At 34.2% G+C, this 14,219-nt stretch carries 12 protein-coding genes; 5 read left to right on the top strand and 7 right to left on the bottom strand.

The features are described 5' to 3' along the window. Nucleotides 1–10 precede the first annotated feature (10 nt). Nucleotides 11–2,284, bottom strand: a complete 2,274-nt coding sequence (locus tag ACFFVB_RS16850) for a heparinase II/III family protein (protein ID WP_382384398.1) — start codon at nucleotides 2,282–2,284, stop codon at nucleotides 11–13. A gap of 231 nt (nucleotides 2,285–2,515) precedes the next feature. Here ACFFVB_RS16850 and ACFFVB_RS16845 point away from each other — a divergent pair, with 231 nt between their 5' ends. From ACFFVB_RS16845 to ACFFVB_RS16830, 4 genes are all read left to right on the top strand, one after another. After that, nucleotides 2,516–2,836: a 2Fe-2S iron-sulfur cluster-binding protein gene (locus ACFFVB_RS16845; protein ID WP_382384397.1), complete on the top strand. Its 321-nt coding sequence runs from the start codon at nucleotides 2,516–2,518 to the stop codon at nucleotides 2,834–2,836. Nucleotides 2,837–2,874: 38 nt separating this feature from the next. Further along, complete coding sequence (locus tag ACFFVB_RS16840) at nucleotides 2,875–3,822, top strand: tRNA dihydrouridine synthase (protein WP_382384396.1); 948 nt, start codon at nucleotides 2,875–2,877, stop codon at nucleotides 3,820–3,822. A gap of 106 nt (nucleotides 3,823–3,928) precedes the next feature. Next, on the top strand, nucleotides 3,929–5,071 hold the full coding sequence (locus tag ACFFVB_RS16835; protein ID WP_382384395.1) for an MFS transporter: 1,143 nt from the start codon (nucleotides 3,929–3,931) through the stop codon (nucleotides 5,069–5,071). Between the two features lie 48 nt (nucleotides 5,072–5,119). After that, nucleotides 5,120–5,884 (top strand): helix-turn-helix domain-containing protein, encoded by a 765-nt coding sequence (locus tag ACFFVB_RS16830; RefSeq protein ID WP_382384394.1) that lies wholly within the window; start codon nucleotides 5,120–5,122, stop codon nucleotides 5,882–5,884. Nucleotides 5,885–5,984: 100 nt separating this feature from the next. On the opposite strand, the gene ribB is transcribed toward ACFFVB_RS16830, so the two are convergent. The 6 genes from ribB to tpx all read right to left on the bottom strand — a co-directional run bounded on the left by ribB (nucleotide 5,985) and on the right by tpx (nucleotide 13,205). Further along, nucleotides 5,985–7,142: a 3,4-dihydroxy-2-butanone-4-phosphate synthase gene (gene ribB, locus ACFFVB_RS16825; RefSeq protein ID WP_382384393.1), complete on the bottom strand. Its 1,158-nt coding sequence runs from the start codon at nucleotides 7,140–7,142 to the stop codon at nucleotides 5,985–5,987. 18 nt (nucleotides 7,143–7,160) lie between these two features. Continuing rightward, complete coding sequence (locus tag ACFFVB_RS16820) at nucleotides 7,161–9,158, bottom strand: LptF/LptG family permease (RefSeq protein ID WP_382384392.1); 1,998 nt, start codon at nucleotides 9,156–9,158, stop codon at nucleotides 7,161–7,163. Nucleotides 9,159–9,165: 7 nt separating this feature from the next. Then, the gene (lolA1, locus tag ACFFVB_RS16815) at nucleotides 9,166–9,807 is read right to left on the bottom strand and encodes an outer membrane lipoprotein periplasmic chaperone LolA1 (RefSeq protein ID WP_382384391.1); all 642 of its coding nucleotides are present in this window, start codon (nucleotides 9,805–9,807) and stop codon (nucleotides 9,166–9,168) included. 1 nt (nucleotide 9,808) lies between these two features. Then, nucleotides 9,809–12,274, bottom strand: a complete 2,466-nt coding sequence (locus ACFFVB_RS16810; protein ID WP_382384390.1) for a DNA translocase FtsK — start codon at nucleotides 12,272–12,274, stop codon at nucleotides 9,809–9,811. A 63-nt stretch (nucleotides 12,275–12,337) separates the two neighbouring features. Then, on the bottom strand, nucleotides 12,338–12,706 hold the full coding sequence (locus tag ACFFVB_RS16805) for a diacylglycerol kinase (protein ID WP_382384389.1): 369 nt from the start codon (nucleotides 12,704–12,706) through the stop codon (nucleotides 12,338–12,340). Further along, complete coding sequence (gene tpx, locus ACFFVB_RS16800; RefSeq protein WP_382384388.1) at nucleotides 12,699–13,205, bottom strand: thiol peroxidase; 507 nt, start codon at nucleotides 13,203–13,205, stop codon at nucleotides 12,699–12,701. Before tpx ends, ACFFVB_RS16805 begins: the two co-directional genes overlap by 8 nt. A 229-nt stretch (nucleotides 13,206–13,434) precedes the next feature. Here tpx and ACFFVB_RS16795 point away from each other — a divergent pair, with 229 nt between their 5' ends. Beyond that, nucleotides 13,435–14,013: a fasciclin domain-containing protein gene (locus ACFFVB_RS16795; protein ID WP_382384387.1), complete on the top strand. Its 579-nt coding sequence runs from the start codon at nucleotides 13,435–13,437 to the stop codon at nucleotides 14,011–14,013. Nucleotides 14,014–14,219: the final 206 nt, after the last annotated feature.

Below are 14,219 nucleotides of genomic sequence, written 5' to 3'. Positions count from 1 at the left end.
CGTAAATTTATTATCTGTAATTTATATTAAAAATATGTGATTCTCCGGGTTTTAAAGTGATTTTAAGACTATCATTTTTATTTACTATAATTGTTGTTGCTTTGTCTCCTAATAATCTGACGTGTAATCTATCCTCTTTTTCAGACAGATACAAATCGGTTTCTACAGAGGTTTCTACCGTGATACCTTTTAGACTCATCTCCTTAATTCCGAAAGCAAAACAGGCCCCGTTAACGGCAAGTAATGTGGTGTCGTCTCCATGTGTTCCCCACGGGAAAGTAAGGACCCTCCAGTTTTTTAAAGTGATTTCTTTTAGGGTATTATCAATACCATTATTGTAGCCTTTATACGGCAAAATAACCGTTAAGAAGTCAAAATTTTGTTGTTTTTCCTTTGTAATTACTGTCCAATTTTTACCATTAGCTCCAGATGTTTCAGCAGTATCTGTTGAATTAAGTTGAAAAATATCGCTACCAACCGCGTCCGGGAATGAAGCACGAATCAAGTCCGAACCCAATTCTGAAGTGTAATGACCTTGCCACACTTGTTTGTAATCGTGAGTGGCATCTGATTGAAAGTTGTCTTTTACAATCCAAAATTCATCTTTCACATAAATCACCTGGCGCGAATAGTTCACGCCTATATTTTTGAAACCATCGTGTGTTCCTACAAAAAGATCATACTCGTCATTCGTATTCCAAGCAATGGTTTTAGGCGTTGGTAAATTCTTAAACTTTCCAAAACCACTTCCGCCTTTGTTCGATGTCCACGCTTTTCCTAGTAATTCATCATCTACCAGAGCCACATTCTTTACCATCGAATTTTTAAATAAATCAAAATCCTTAAGCGAATATCTCACTTGGTAATTGGGTAGAATCACTTGTCCGTTTGCCATGGCTTGGATTCCTAAAATATCGCCATGTTGGTGGTCTGGCTTCTCGGCATCTACACCAGCACTAATAATCATCATGTCGTCATTAGCGTCCCAACCTTGTCTCATAATGTAATACTCGGTATCTTTAAAGGCTAGTGAACCATATTCAGGACGTTTCTTTTCAATGTTATTTAATTGTTCAACCTGTTTGTTGGTTAAAAACCAATACATGCTTTGCTCGACTTTATTGGTCGCGAAATATCCAAAACTCGGGTCGTCGTACAATAAATAACCAAGCGTTAATGCCCCAGAAATATCATTAAATTCTGCCCAAGGTTCTCTCGTATCGTCTTGCAAAACTGGCGCACTTTTGTCTGGATATGCAATTTTTGGAAGCGTGGTAAACAACGATTTTAATTTGTCTTCCCAAGCTTGGTCTACTTTTATATTATTGATTTTAGTTAATTGATAGGTGTAAAAGTAGTTGTTAATATCTGCCATATGGTAATGCACAGAACGCTCGAATTGGAAACCATCTGGATTAATTTCTTTTTCTAAATGTTCGCTTAATCGCAACATCGCTCTGTCGTACCAAGCATCGGTACCTTGAAAATCACGTAGTAAAATAGATAACGCAGCTAAAGCCGACATCCCTTTAGTTTGATGGTTACCTGAACGAAATTGGGTGTTGTTCTCGTAAAGGTCCTGTCCGTGCTGGAGCAAGGTGGCGATGGTCTGTATTTGGTCGGCATCGGTATAGGTCTTGTCGCTTAAAAACATATTATGAATCCACAGCCAATTGGTAACCCTGTAACCTGCGCGGTACACCTCGTAAACTCCATTTCCGTCTTCAATAGTTTCAAAATTTTCGGATTCAAGCGCATAGTTTAGCGAACGCATCTGTTCAACAAAATACCTAATATATTTAGGGTCTTTACCGTCGTTAAAATATAACATGGCAATATCTACCATTTTATGCTGTCTCGCCAAATGTCTCAGTGCATAGGCGTCTACAGGGCCTCCTTTTAGATAGTTAAATGGCAGTTCCCAATCGGCAAAATCGGGGAATTTGTTGTAGTGGTCTAATGCGCGTTCTTTATGATACGCTTCGTTATTGTAAAGGGCGTTATAAGTTTTAAAACGCGCATCGAAGGTTTTGTAATCGTAATAAAAACGTTCAGAAAATTTAGCTCTAAAATATTCGGCTAATCGCGCTTCATTAATGGCTCCATTGACGTCTAATGTCGTGCGGACTTCAGGTTTTAAAACACTAGAAAGTTCTTCAATATTTAAAAGTCTATTGCTTGGAATCGTTTGCGCTTCAATCTTAAGCGAACATAAGATTAAAAACACTAGAAGTACGTAAGATTTGTTAAGTTGATTTGTAATTTGAAAAGGTGAAATATTCATGCTATTAATCATAGAAGTGACGGTATTGAAACCTAAAAAAGATTTTGTTTAAACGCGTTTTTGGGAATTATAATTGAATGCATAAAGATACTAAAGTTAGGCTGAATTTTAGAAGGTAATAGAGCGTAGAATAGGTTTGGTTTTGGAAGGTTTTAATTTTACATTATAGACAAGGAGAATAATTAAGTCAGTATATTGTCGAATATATTTTTGAACGCATTGAAATGAGACATGTATAATATTCATATAGAAGATAGTAATGGCATTTTAAGTACCTTTTCTTTTACACCCAATACCACCGAAAATCTTATGACTTTTATTGCCGATAATTTAGCTGAAGATATTGGCGATTGTAAAGGTAGAGCATGGTGCGGAACATGCATGGTTCAACAATTAAACGGGGTTTATGAAGATGCCATAATTGCCGATGAACAGCTGCTTTTAAATGGTTTTCCAGACATCCCAAACAGGCGTTTAGCGTGTCAGATTTTTCTAAATTCAAATTTAGATGGTACCACATGGAAGGTTCTAGATTCTAGGCAATTTATGTAGCGAAGTTTTTCACTACTTTTGCAAAAATATTTTTCTAAATGTCCATCACACTTTTATCATCGCCTTTACAAGGATTTACCGATTTTCGTTTCCGTAATGCATTTCATCAATCCTTTGGTGGCATTGATACATTTTATGCGCCTTACATTAAGATGAATGGTAAAATGGTCATCAAGAATAATTATCAGCGCGATCTAAATCCAGAGCATAATACCGTTCCGCACTTGATTCCACAAGTCATGACGAACGACCCGGACGAGTTTCTTTTCGTGATTAAATACATCGAATCTTTAGGATACAAAGAATTAAACTGGAATTTAGGGTGTCCATATCCAATGGTTACAAAGCAAGGCATGGGTTCCGGATTGATTTGCAATCCAGCTAAAATCGATGCCGTTTTACACAAAGCACATAGCGAAAGTGATATTACTATTTCTATGAAAATGCGCTTGGGTTACGACGAGCCTTCCGAAATTTTAGGAGTTTTTCCTATTCTAGAGAAATACCCGATTAAGAATGTGGCGATTCATGCGCGTTTAGGAAAGCAGTTATATAAAGGTGGAACAGATTTAGAGGCGTTTCAAAAATGTGTAGATCAGAGTCCACATAAATTATATTACAACGGAGATGTTACAAGCGTACAAGCCTTTCGAGATTTGCAAGAACGTTTTCCAAGTATAGATCATTGGATGATAGGGCGAGGCTTAATCGCAGATCCATTCTTGCCACAAATGATTAAAAATAACACTACCGAGTACCCCGAAAACAGATGGCAAATTTTTAAGGAGTTCCACAATACCATTTATCGACAATATGATGAAGCCTTGTCGGGGCCGATGCCTATAAAAATGAAAATGTTAGGATTTTGGGAGTACTTTTCTCAATCTTTTAACGATCCGAAGAAGGTATATAAAGCGATCAAAAAAAATGGAAGTCCTAGAAATTATGTTGCTACTGTAGATGAAATTTTTGCTAAACAGCAATAAATATTAAACAGCTTTTTTAGACAAAAGTTGCCGTTATTTCCAAATTTGCACACTCAATTAGAAAAGTTGTCAAATACATTCGGTTAGATATTTGCAGTTTTGTACCATGAAACAAATCTCAAACTTTGGCATATTTACATTATTATTAGTAAGCAGTTTAACCATTATGGTTGGGACTGTAATCGCTCCTGCATTATCCGGAATTGTAGAACACTTAAATTTTAAATATTCACCAGGATTATTAATAACACTACCATCGTTAGGTGTTGTTGTTTTTGCATCTTTTATTGGACGGCTTTTAAATAAAATCGGTTCTTTTAAGCTATTGTGTTTGGGACTTATTCCTTATGCCATTTTAGGTGTAATCGGTGCATTTATAACAAATGATTATCTACTCATGTTCGACCGGTTTTTACTCGGAGGAGCAACCGTAGCTGTTCAGGTGTCGGTAACGTCTTTTATTGCCGATTTTTTTAAAGGAACAGACCGAATGAAACTTATTGCATGGCAAGGCATGGCTATAGAATTAGGAGGCGTTGTCTTCCTTTCTATAGGAGGTGTTCTGGGAGAGTGGCATTGGCAGTATCCATTTTATATATATTTAATAGCGATACTTTGTTTATTTCTGGTGATGAAAAATCTCTCACAACTAAAAAAAATTGAAGGGTTAAAAGATGCTACTGAAATTCCTGCAAAAGAGCATAAGCGTAAAGTGAAACTTGTTTTTTATGCCTCTATGTCGGCGATGGTTTTATTCTTTGTGGGCTTTGTAACTTTACCCATTTATTTGCCAAAAGTTTTAAGTTTTAGTGAATCTACTACAGGATACTATATGGCATTTATCTCATTAATAGCTATAATCACAGCTAGCCAAATGCCAAAAGCAGTCGGAAAATTTGGAGATGCTAAAACAGTTTGTTTGGGCTTTATATTCTTTATGTTTGGGTATAGCTGTTTAGCGAGTTCTGGGAGTATTACTGTTTTAATGATTTCGGCAATTTTTATAGGAATCGGATTTGGATTTACTATCCCGTTGTTAAATCATATGATGATTGAAGCGAGTTCGAATCAAAACTTAGGAAAGAACTTAGGTTTGTATTCTATGGGTGTATTTGGCGGACAATTTTTAGCGACATTTATAGAGTATATTTCACATGATTATGCCGTTATTTATGGTTGTGGTGCAGTATTGGCTTTAGTAATTGGTGTGATTCTATTTTATGCGTTTAAAAGAGTCGAAGTAGATTAGAATCAGATAATTTATAATTACATTTAAAAAAAATAGATGGGATTATAAATGAATTATGTGACTTGGGAGGATAAAATCAAGATTGTTGAGGGTGCTAATGAAATCAATGAATTGCTTTCTGGAAATGCGTTCGGAATTTATTTTAATTTCGTTAATAGCGAGTCTGTGGTTGTTAGTTTTAAGCCTTTAAACGATGTATTTCCCGATGGTGTTTTTGGATTAAATGAAGGGGTGTTATTTAATTTTGAACGTGAATTAATTGAAGAAGATGATATCGAATATGCGCTAGATATTATGTCCCTTTTCAATAATTCGAAACAATTTACGATTACAGAAGGCAAAAAAACGTCTCAGATTAGGATTGTAATTGGTATGATTACTGAAGAATATCGGAGTAAAACGGCGTCCTTTATTATGCTAAAAACAATGCTTAAAGTATTGCTATTGCAACTTATTCGTTTTCAGAACACAACATTTAGTAATCAAGATTTAAATCAGAAGCGTGTTTTTGAATTTCTGAAACTGATGGAAACATCGTTTTTAAAAGAGACCAAAACAGAATACTATGCCATTGAGTTAGGAATTAGTGAAAAACGGTTAAATCAGATTTTAAAAGAAAAACTAGAAGTTACGGCAAAACAAATTATACAACAACGCCAAATTACTGAAGCAAAACGTAGGCTCGTAAAAAGTGAAATCACAATTAAAGAATTAGCGTTTGTTTTAGGCTTCGATTCTATGAGTAGTTTTTCTAGATTCTTTAAGAAATTTACGGCTGTTAATCCTTCAACATATAGATTAAATCATAGGTAATACTAATATTCGATATTTTTAAAATAATAGTATAGGTGAAAAAATCACATAAAAAAACCACCTGTTTTAAAGGTGGTTTTTTAGTGAAAATATATTTTGATTAATAGTTTACGTGATCAATAATTTCTAATCCGTAACCAATCATTCCTACTCGTTTTGTGTGTTCACTATTCGAGATTAATCGTAATTTATGAATACCTATATCGTGTAATATTTGAGCGCCAATTCCGAAGTCTTTATTATCCATCGCAACACTAGGCGCTTTAGCTACACTATTCGGTTTTTGTTCATCTTTTAAAGCAGATAAGCGGTTCAATATATTCATTGCTTTAGGCTCTTGATTTATAAAGAGAATAGCACCACTATCTGCTTCATTTACCACTTTAAACATACTGTCTAACTTGGCATCTGCATTATTGGTAAGTGTTCCTAAAATATCGTTGTTAACTAAAGTTGAGTTTATACGCGTTAGCACAGGAGCATCAGATTTCCAAGTGCCTTTAGTTAAGGCTATATGCACCTGATTATTTGTGGTTTGTTTGTAAGCTCTTAAACGGAACTTTCCAAAACGCGTTTCAATATCAAAATCTTCTTTCTTTTCGATTAAAGAATCATGTTGCATTCTATATGCTACTAAATCTTCAATAGAAATAATCTTTAAGTCAAACTTCTCGGCAACTTTTCTAAGCTGAGGTAAGCGTGCCATAGTTCCATCTTCATTCATGATTTCAACAATCATTCCTGCAGGTTCTAAACCAGCTAATCTTGCTAAGTCTATAGCAGCTTCGGTATGTCCAGTACGCCTTAAAACACCACCGTCTTTAGCTACTAGAGGGAAAATATGTCCTGGTCTAGATAAATCGTAAGATTTGGTTTCTGGATCTACTAAGGCTTTTACAGTAAGTGCTCTGTCTGAAGCAGAAATTCCTGTAGTAACACCTTTTCCTCTTAAATCTACAGAGACTGTAAAAGCTGTTTCCATATGATCGGTATTGTTAGTTACCATCATATGTAAATCAAGTTCTTTACATCTGCTTTCTGTAAGTGGAGCACAAATTAATCCACGGCCATGAGTGGCCATGAAATTTACCATTTCTGGTGTCGCTTTAGCTGCTGAGGCAACAAAATCGCCTTCGTTCTCGCGATCTTCATCATCTACTACTATAATTACTTTACCATTTCTAATATCGTCAATGGCTTCTTTAATTGTATGTAGTTTAAAAGAAAGGGGAGTCTTTTCTTTGGTATCTGTTATCATAGTGCAAAGATATTGTTTTTAGTTCAAATGTTGGATGGCATTCTTGCTTAAGTCTGCCTTAACCTTGTGTTTAAAAAACACATTTGCCACAGGGTAAATTATAAATCCTAAAAGGATAAAAGGAACATCGGAACTTTTGTTTTTCTTTAAATGTGCGTTAAAATCTTTTAAATTGAGTTGTTGTGCGATGTAATAAACTATAAATAGCACAAAACTAATTATACTTAATTGTATGGATGATGTTGCTAATTCTGGCATCTTATTGTTTCGTAAAATAAAATATAGAACTAATAATGCGATACCTATAACATTAAAAATAAGAGCAAATCTTGAATATATATTAAACAGAGAAACAAGTCTTTTCGAGGCTTCGAATTCCGGACTTATATTAATCCCTCGAAGTCGAATTGCTTCTAGATCTAAATTACGTTCTTCTAATGTATTCAGAGCTTCTATTTTACCTGATTCATGATAATTATATGCTGTAGGATCCTTAATTAATGCAAGTAATTTATCTTCTTTATAGCGTTTAAAATCGCTGAAATCTCTGCTTAATCCATCTGGAAAAATATCTCTAGAGTGGTCCTGGAATGGTAATAGTTTTTTTAGCGGAATTAAAATATGATCAAACTCGAATAGACCTTTATCAGCTGTCGCACGACGTATTAAGAACACTCCCAACGGAAACATCACTAAAGTTGAAAACCAAGTCGCTAGAATAGGGTCCAGTGTGCCGTCTTTAGCGCTGTTTTTTGCGAAAAGTCCAATAAAGTGATACGTAAGAAAGAGTAAAATAGCAATAATCATTGGCAACCCTAAACCTCCTTTTCTAATTAAAGCTCCTAATGGTGCGCCAACAAAAAAGAGAATGATACAGGCAAACCCCAAAGATAATTTTTCATGTAAAGCAATAATATGCTTGTTTAGCCAAGTGGATTTTGCTTTAAACGATTTTTCATTTGTTCTAATAATTTGTTGTGTGCTCGTTATATTATTAATGGCCAATTCTACAACTTGAAGGCGTTTGTAATTATTGAATATATCTAACAGATTTCCTTTAAAAAGCGTGTCTTTAATTACCGTGTCTTTTTCTTTCTTTTTAGATGTTAATATATTCTGTAAACCATATCTGTCGTACACATTTTTAGTGAATTTTTTGTGCTCTTTATCACGTTCTGCTTCAAGCGAGTCTATGGTATAGCCTAGATCTTTTACATCTAACATATTGTATTTGTCCGTAACATTCTTGTCGTCCAAATCGACATTATTTAATTGAGACAAATCTGTGTTTATAGTATAAGTGTCGAAAGCACTTTTAGTAAAGGGTTTACGGCGTCTTTCTTTTAGTTTTTTAGGTGGAGTATCGTCATAATAATAACCATCTGTCAAGATTAATCTTAAAATATCGGAATTTTCCTGAGTTAAAAATTCACCTTCTTTGGCGACAATTGTAGTGTAATTTCCTATACCATTATTCGTTTTTTTATGAATAATAACATCGTGTAAAAACTGACCGTTATCTCCCGATTTTTTGGCGACTTTTATATTTATAGTACCGATATCGTTAAACTGTCCTTCGGCAATTACCATTGCCGGTTTTAATTTGGCGATATTTTTCCTTAAGTTATAGGAGTTGTATTCTCCCCAAGGAATTACATTATTTGTAAAGAAAAAAGTAAGGATTCCTAAGGCTACAATAAACACACTTAGTCCAGCCATAGCACGTTGTAGCGAAATCCCTGTAGATTTCATAGCTGCAAACTCGTAATTTTCTGCAAAACTACCAAAAACCATTATCGATGCTAATAGTATGGTAAGCGGCAGTACTAAAGGGATTAATTTAGGCGAGTAGTATAGTAAAAACTTAAAAATAATAATGACATCTAAATCTTTACCAGCGAGTTCTTTTATAAAAAGCCAAATAGTTTGCAATACAAAAATCATCATTAGTATAATGAATACACTAAGGAAGGTTTTAAGATAGGTGGTTAGGATATATCGGTCTAATATTTTCAAGTAAAGCCTAGTTTAATTTATTAATGTAATAGTTTTTGTATTTATCTTTATTGAAAGAAAACATGGCTTTAGATAAGGTCTGATTGGTTTCGAAAGACGTTACAGTAAGTGTTGTCATGGTTCCGTTATTACCAACTTCAATTAAATTATAGATATGTTTTGTTTGTGGATCGATGCCTAAAAGGACATGATCGATTTCCGAATTAGAATCTATAGGATTTAATTTTACAAACTGAATACTGCGTCCTTTAATGTTTTGTTTTTCGCCCATTTCGTAAGTGTATCCGTCGCTGTAAAACGATAACATCTTACTAGGAGTAATACTACCTTCGTCCTCTGGATTTTCTGTAGAAATAGTAACTTCTTCATCTTCAGGATTAATGCTATACAATGTTTTTCCGTCGAAAATTCTTGTAATACCTAAGATGTTTAAGATGTATTTATCACCCTCCATAACAACATCACCACGTGTTTCTTGGTTAATGTTTTCTGCAGTATTGTGAAGTACATATTTAAAATCTAATGAAATATTATCGTAAGATTTTACTTTTGTAGAAACTTGGTCTAAAAGCGCTTTCGCTTTAGGATCGTTTTGACTAAAGCCCAAAAGGGTGAAACATAAGGTAAGTGAAAGTAAAAATGTCTTCATTCTAGTTATTCTTTTCATTTTCTAATAATTGTTCTAACGCAACAAAATCGGGAACTAATACTTGACGGGCTTTACTACCTTCGAAAGGGCCAACAATTCCGGCCGCTTCCAATTGGTCGATTAATCGCCCAGCACGATTATATCCTAATTTTAATTTACGTTGTAATAATGACGCAGAACCTTGTTGTGCTGTGATAATAACTTCGGCAGCGTCTTTAAATAATTTATCTCGGTCGGAGATATCAATATCAAGATTTGTGCCACCTTCTTCACCAACATATTCTGGAAGTAAATGTGCGTCTGGATATGCTTTTTGTGCGCCAATAAAATCGACAACACGTTCCACTTCTGGAGTGTCGACAAAAGCACATTGTATACGTACCAATTCGTTACCTTGAGTGTAAAGCATGTCTCCGCGACCAATAAGTTGATCTGCTCCAGAGCCATCTAATATAGTTCTTGAATCTATTTTACTTGTTACTCTAAATGCGATTCTAGCAGGGAAATTCGCTTTAATAATACCTGTAATTACGTTTACAGATGGTCTTTGTGTGGCTATAATTAAGTGAATACCAATGGCACGAGCTAATTGTGCTAAACGTGCTACAGGGGTTTCCACTTCTTTACCAGCCGTCATAATTAAATCGGCAAACTCATCGACAACTAAAACAATATAAGGTAAAAAGGCATGTCCGTCGTTCGGATTTAATTTACGAGCTTTAAATTTCGTATTATACTCTACAATGTTACGGCACAATGCATTTTTAAGCATCTCGTAACGATTATCCATTTCGATACAAAGTGAATTAAGCGTATTAATTACTTTAGTATTATCGGTAATAATCGCTTCAGCTTCATCAGGAAGTTTTGCTAAGTAATGACGCTCTATTTTATTGAATAGCGTTAATTCTACTTTTTTAGGATCGACCAACACAAATTTAACCTCGGCTGGGTGCTTCTTATATAGTAATGAAGTAAGTACCGCATTTAGTCCAACAGATTTACCTTGACCAGTAGCACCTGCCATAAGCATGTGTGGCATTTTAGCCAAATCGACTACAAAAGTTTCATTACTAATGGTTTTTCCAAAAGCAATAGGCAATTCCATTTCTGATTTCTGAAATTTCTGAGATGCAATTACAGATCGCATAGAAACGATAGTAGAATTTTTATTAGGAACTTCTATACCAATGGTTCCTTTTCCAGGAATAGGGGCGATAATACGAATACCTAATGCTGATAGCGATAAGGCGATATCGTCTTCTAAGTTTTTAATTTTAGAAATACGAACACCGGCTTCTGGTACAATTTCATATAATGTAACTGTTGGTCCAATAGTCGCTTTAATACTCGCAATACCAATTTTATAATTGTTTAAGGTCTCTACAATTCTATTTTTGTTACCCTCAAGTTCTTCTTGATTGATAGAAATGCCTTCGTTATCGTATTTTTTTAATAAATCTAATGGTGGAAATTGATATTTTCCAAGCTCTAAAGTTGGATCGAACAAACCAAAATCTGCGACTAATTTATTAGATAAATTATCGGTTTCAGAAAGTTCTTCTTCAACGGTTTCAATCTCTAGTTCTGCAGTGTCTTCAATCGTTTCTTCTTTTGGTGTTTCAACTTCAAAAGTGCTTGTAGGAATATCTTTTACAGTATTGGTAGAAATAGGTTCGAATTCTATAACTGGTGTAGGTTCTGGAACTATAGGTTTTGGATTTACAGGAGCAACCGGTTTTGTTGGTTTGGACTTCTCTGTAGTACTTGTGGCTGCCTTGTGTGCGGCTTTTATAGCTTCTGCCTCGGCTGTTAAATTGTTATCGAAAGCAATGCGTTCTTCTTTGTCAGATTTTAATTCATCTGAAATATTCTTTTTAGCCGACTTAAATAGCGCGATAAAACTGTGAATTGTAATCTTATATCGTGTAGCTAGATACACAATAAGTCCGAAAAATAATAATAGCGCGACACCTAATATACCGATGTATTCTTGCAAGAAAGTGTTGGTTTCGTAACCTACTGTACCTCCTAGAATGGAATGTTTTTCTCCGAAAAAACCAAAAAACACAGATAGCCATACAATAAGGTATAGACCCCAAAACCAATGTTGTCTTAATTTAGAATGATTTATATTTAAAAGCACGTGCATTCCAGATCGAATAAAAAGTCCGGAAAAAATAAAAGCGGCAACACCAAATCCGCGATATATAAAAATATCACTAAGAAAAGCACCTAGTTTTTTTATCCAATTCTTTGCTTCGACATCGCGTGCAGTAAATTCATTAAGAATGCTTTGGTCGGCTTTTCCTGTAAAGAAATAAGATAGAAATGCGGTACCTAAAATAATACCAAAGATGATTAACAAACTACCAAAAATAAGCTTTTGTTGGTTTGTTAATTTTAGACTTGGTTTCTTTAATTTAGGAGTACTAGGTTGTTTAGTTCTGGGTTTCTTTTTAGCCATCAAAGCTGTTGTTAATTTGAGCAAAAATACAAATTACTAACGGTTATCCTAAAGGTATAGTATTTAAAATACTTTTGGAAAGTAAATAATAAAACCAACTATGGTTGCTGCGATTGCAGCTATAAAAACGGCTCCAGCAGAGATGTCTTTTATAAAACCAATTTTTGGATGGTGTTCAGGATGTATAAAATCTGCAATGGCCTCTACAGCTGTGTTTAAACCTTCGGCAGTCATAATAATTCCGATAGCCAAAATTTGTGCCATCCATTCTGTTGCCGATATCTCGTAATAAAATCCAGTTACAGTTACGCAAAGCGCAATTGCAAACTGGATTTTTATACTCGATTCTGTTTTTAAGAGTAGGATAGCGCCTTTAAACGCATACCCTACACTCTTAATTCTATTTACTAGAAACGATTCTTTTTTAGGCATTTTTTACAGCTTCTAAAGCAGCTTTGTAATTTGGTTCGTCTACAGTTTCAGATACTTGTTCTGTATATTTAACTTCTCCTTTTTCGTCTAAAACGACTACACTACGAGAAAGTAAAGTTTCAAGAGGTCCTGTAGTGAAGTTTATTCCGTAAGCTTTTCCAAAACTACCATCTTTATAATCTGATAAAGAAATAACATTATCTAAGCCTTCTGCACCACAAAAACGCGCTTGAGCAAATGGTAAATCGTGAGAGATACAAAGTACTTTAGTGTTTTCTAAAGCACTAGCTTCTTTATTAAATTCTCTTACAGATTGTGCACAAGTTCCTGTGTCTACACTAGGGAAAATATTTAAAATCACTTTAGATCCTTCGAAATCCTTTAAAGATTTAGCACCTAATTCAATAGTTGTTAATGTGAAATCTGGTGCTTTTGTCCCTACTTTAGGTAGTTCTCCAGAGGTTTGTATTGCGTTTCCTTTTAAGGTTACTGTTGCCATAATTGATATTTTTTGGTTTAAAGTTTAAAAATAAGAATAATTAGATGCTTAAACTATTTGTTTTTTTTGATTTTTTGTTTTCTGTTTAAAAATGTGAAAATCAGTTGTTTATTCCTGTTGCTCAGTTAATGAATTGTTAAAACGTTTATTTTAAAAAAACCGACATCCTTTAAATTTCGTTAATAGGATGTGAACAATAAAAATAACAAATATTAAAAACATCCAAATTATGAAAACATTAAATGTATTAAAATCCGTATTATTTTCTATCGCAATTTTCTCTTCTATAAGTGTATTTGCTCAAGATAGCATGATGAAAGAAAAAACAGTTATGGTAGGTGGTGCTAAAATGTACCCAAGTAAAAATATAGTTGAAAATGCAGTGAACTCTAAAGACCACACCACTTTAGTAGCAGCAGTTAAAGCCGCAGAATTAGTAGACGTATTATCTAGTGAAGGACCTTTTACTGTATTCGCACCCACTAATGACGCTTTTGCTAAATTACCAAAAGGAACGGTCGAGACTTTATTAATGCCTGAAAACAAAATGCAATTACAAACACTATTAAAATATCATGTTGTTTCTGGTAAGTGGAATGCTTCAGATCTTTTAAAAATGATTAAAAAAGGAAAAGGTAAAGCAGAAATTAAAACGGTAAGTGGTGGTATGATTACTGCTTGGTTGAAAGGGAAAGACGTTTACGTAACAGATGAAAACGGGAATTCAGCACAAGTAACTATTGCAGATGTGAATCAATCTAATGGTGTGATTCATGTTATTGATGCTGTATTATTGCCGAAATCTTAATTTATTTAAGGGATTTATTAAGATTGGCTTTAAGGGTCTCTTCATTTTGAAGAGGCTCTTTTAGTATACAGTATAGAAGCATTCAGTGTTTGAGTATGTTATTCGTGTAGGACTTTAATACTATTTCTATCTCGTTAAAATAGCGTTTAAACTGATAAAGTATCTATAGGTAAATAACTTTCAATTAAAATAGCGGCTCCAATATA

Source organism: Formosa undariae (assembly GCF_042427615.1).
Lineage (GTDB): Bacteria > Bacteroidota > Bacteroidia > Flavobacteriales > Flavobacteriaceae > Formosa > Formosa undariae.
This window is presented reverse-complemented; position numbering and strand designations above follow the sequence as displayed.

Bases quoted from the DNA above. Each gene is read 5' to 3' on its own strand.
- ACFFVB_RS16850 (WP_382384398.1), bottom strand. From the start codon at position 2,284: ATGAATATTTCACCTTTTCAAATTACAAATCAACTTAACAAATCTTAC.
- ACFFVB_RS16845 (WP_382384397.1), top strand. From the start codon at position 2,516: ATGTATAATATTCATATAGAAGATAGTAATGGCATTTTAAGTACCTTT.
- ACFFVB_RS16840 (WP_382384396.1), top strand. From the start codon at position 2,875: ATGTCCATCACACTTTTATCATCGCCTTTACAAGGATTTACCGATTTT.
- ACFFVB_RS16835 (WP_382384395.1), top strand. From the start codon at position 3,929: ATGAAACAAATCTCAAACTTTGGCATATTTACATTATTATTAGTAAGC.
- ACFFVB_RS16830 (WP_382384394.1), top strand. From the start codon at position 5,120: ATGAATTATGTGACTTGGGAGGATAAAATCAAGATTGTTGAGGGTGCT.
- ribB (WP_382384393.1), bottom strand. From the start codon at position 7,142: ATGATAACAGATACCAAAGAAAAGACTCCCCTTTCTTTTAAACTACAT.
- lolA1 (WP_382384391.1), bottom strand. From the start codon at position 9,807: ATGAAGACATTTTTACTTTCACTTACCTTATGTTTCACCCTTTTGGGC.
- ACFFVB_RS16810 (WP_382384390.1), bottom strand. From the start codon at position 12,274: ATGGCTAAAAAGAAACCCAGAACTAAACAACCTAGTACTCCTAAATTA.
- ACFFVB_RS16805 (WP_382384389.1), bottom strand. From the start codon at position 12,706: ATGCCTAAAAAAGAATCGTTTCTAGTAAATAGAATTAAGAGTGTAGGG.
- tpx (WP_382384388.1), bottom strand. From the start codon at position 13,205: ATGGCAACAGTAACCTTAAAAGGAAACGCAATACAAACCTCTGGAGAA.
- ACFFVB_RS16795 (WP_382384387.1), top strand. From the start codon at position 13,435: ATGAAAACATTAAATGTATTAAAATCCGTATTATTTTCTATCGCAATT.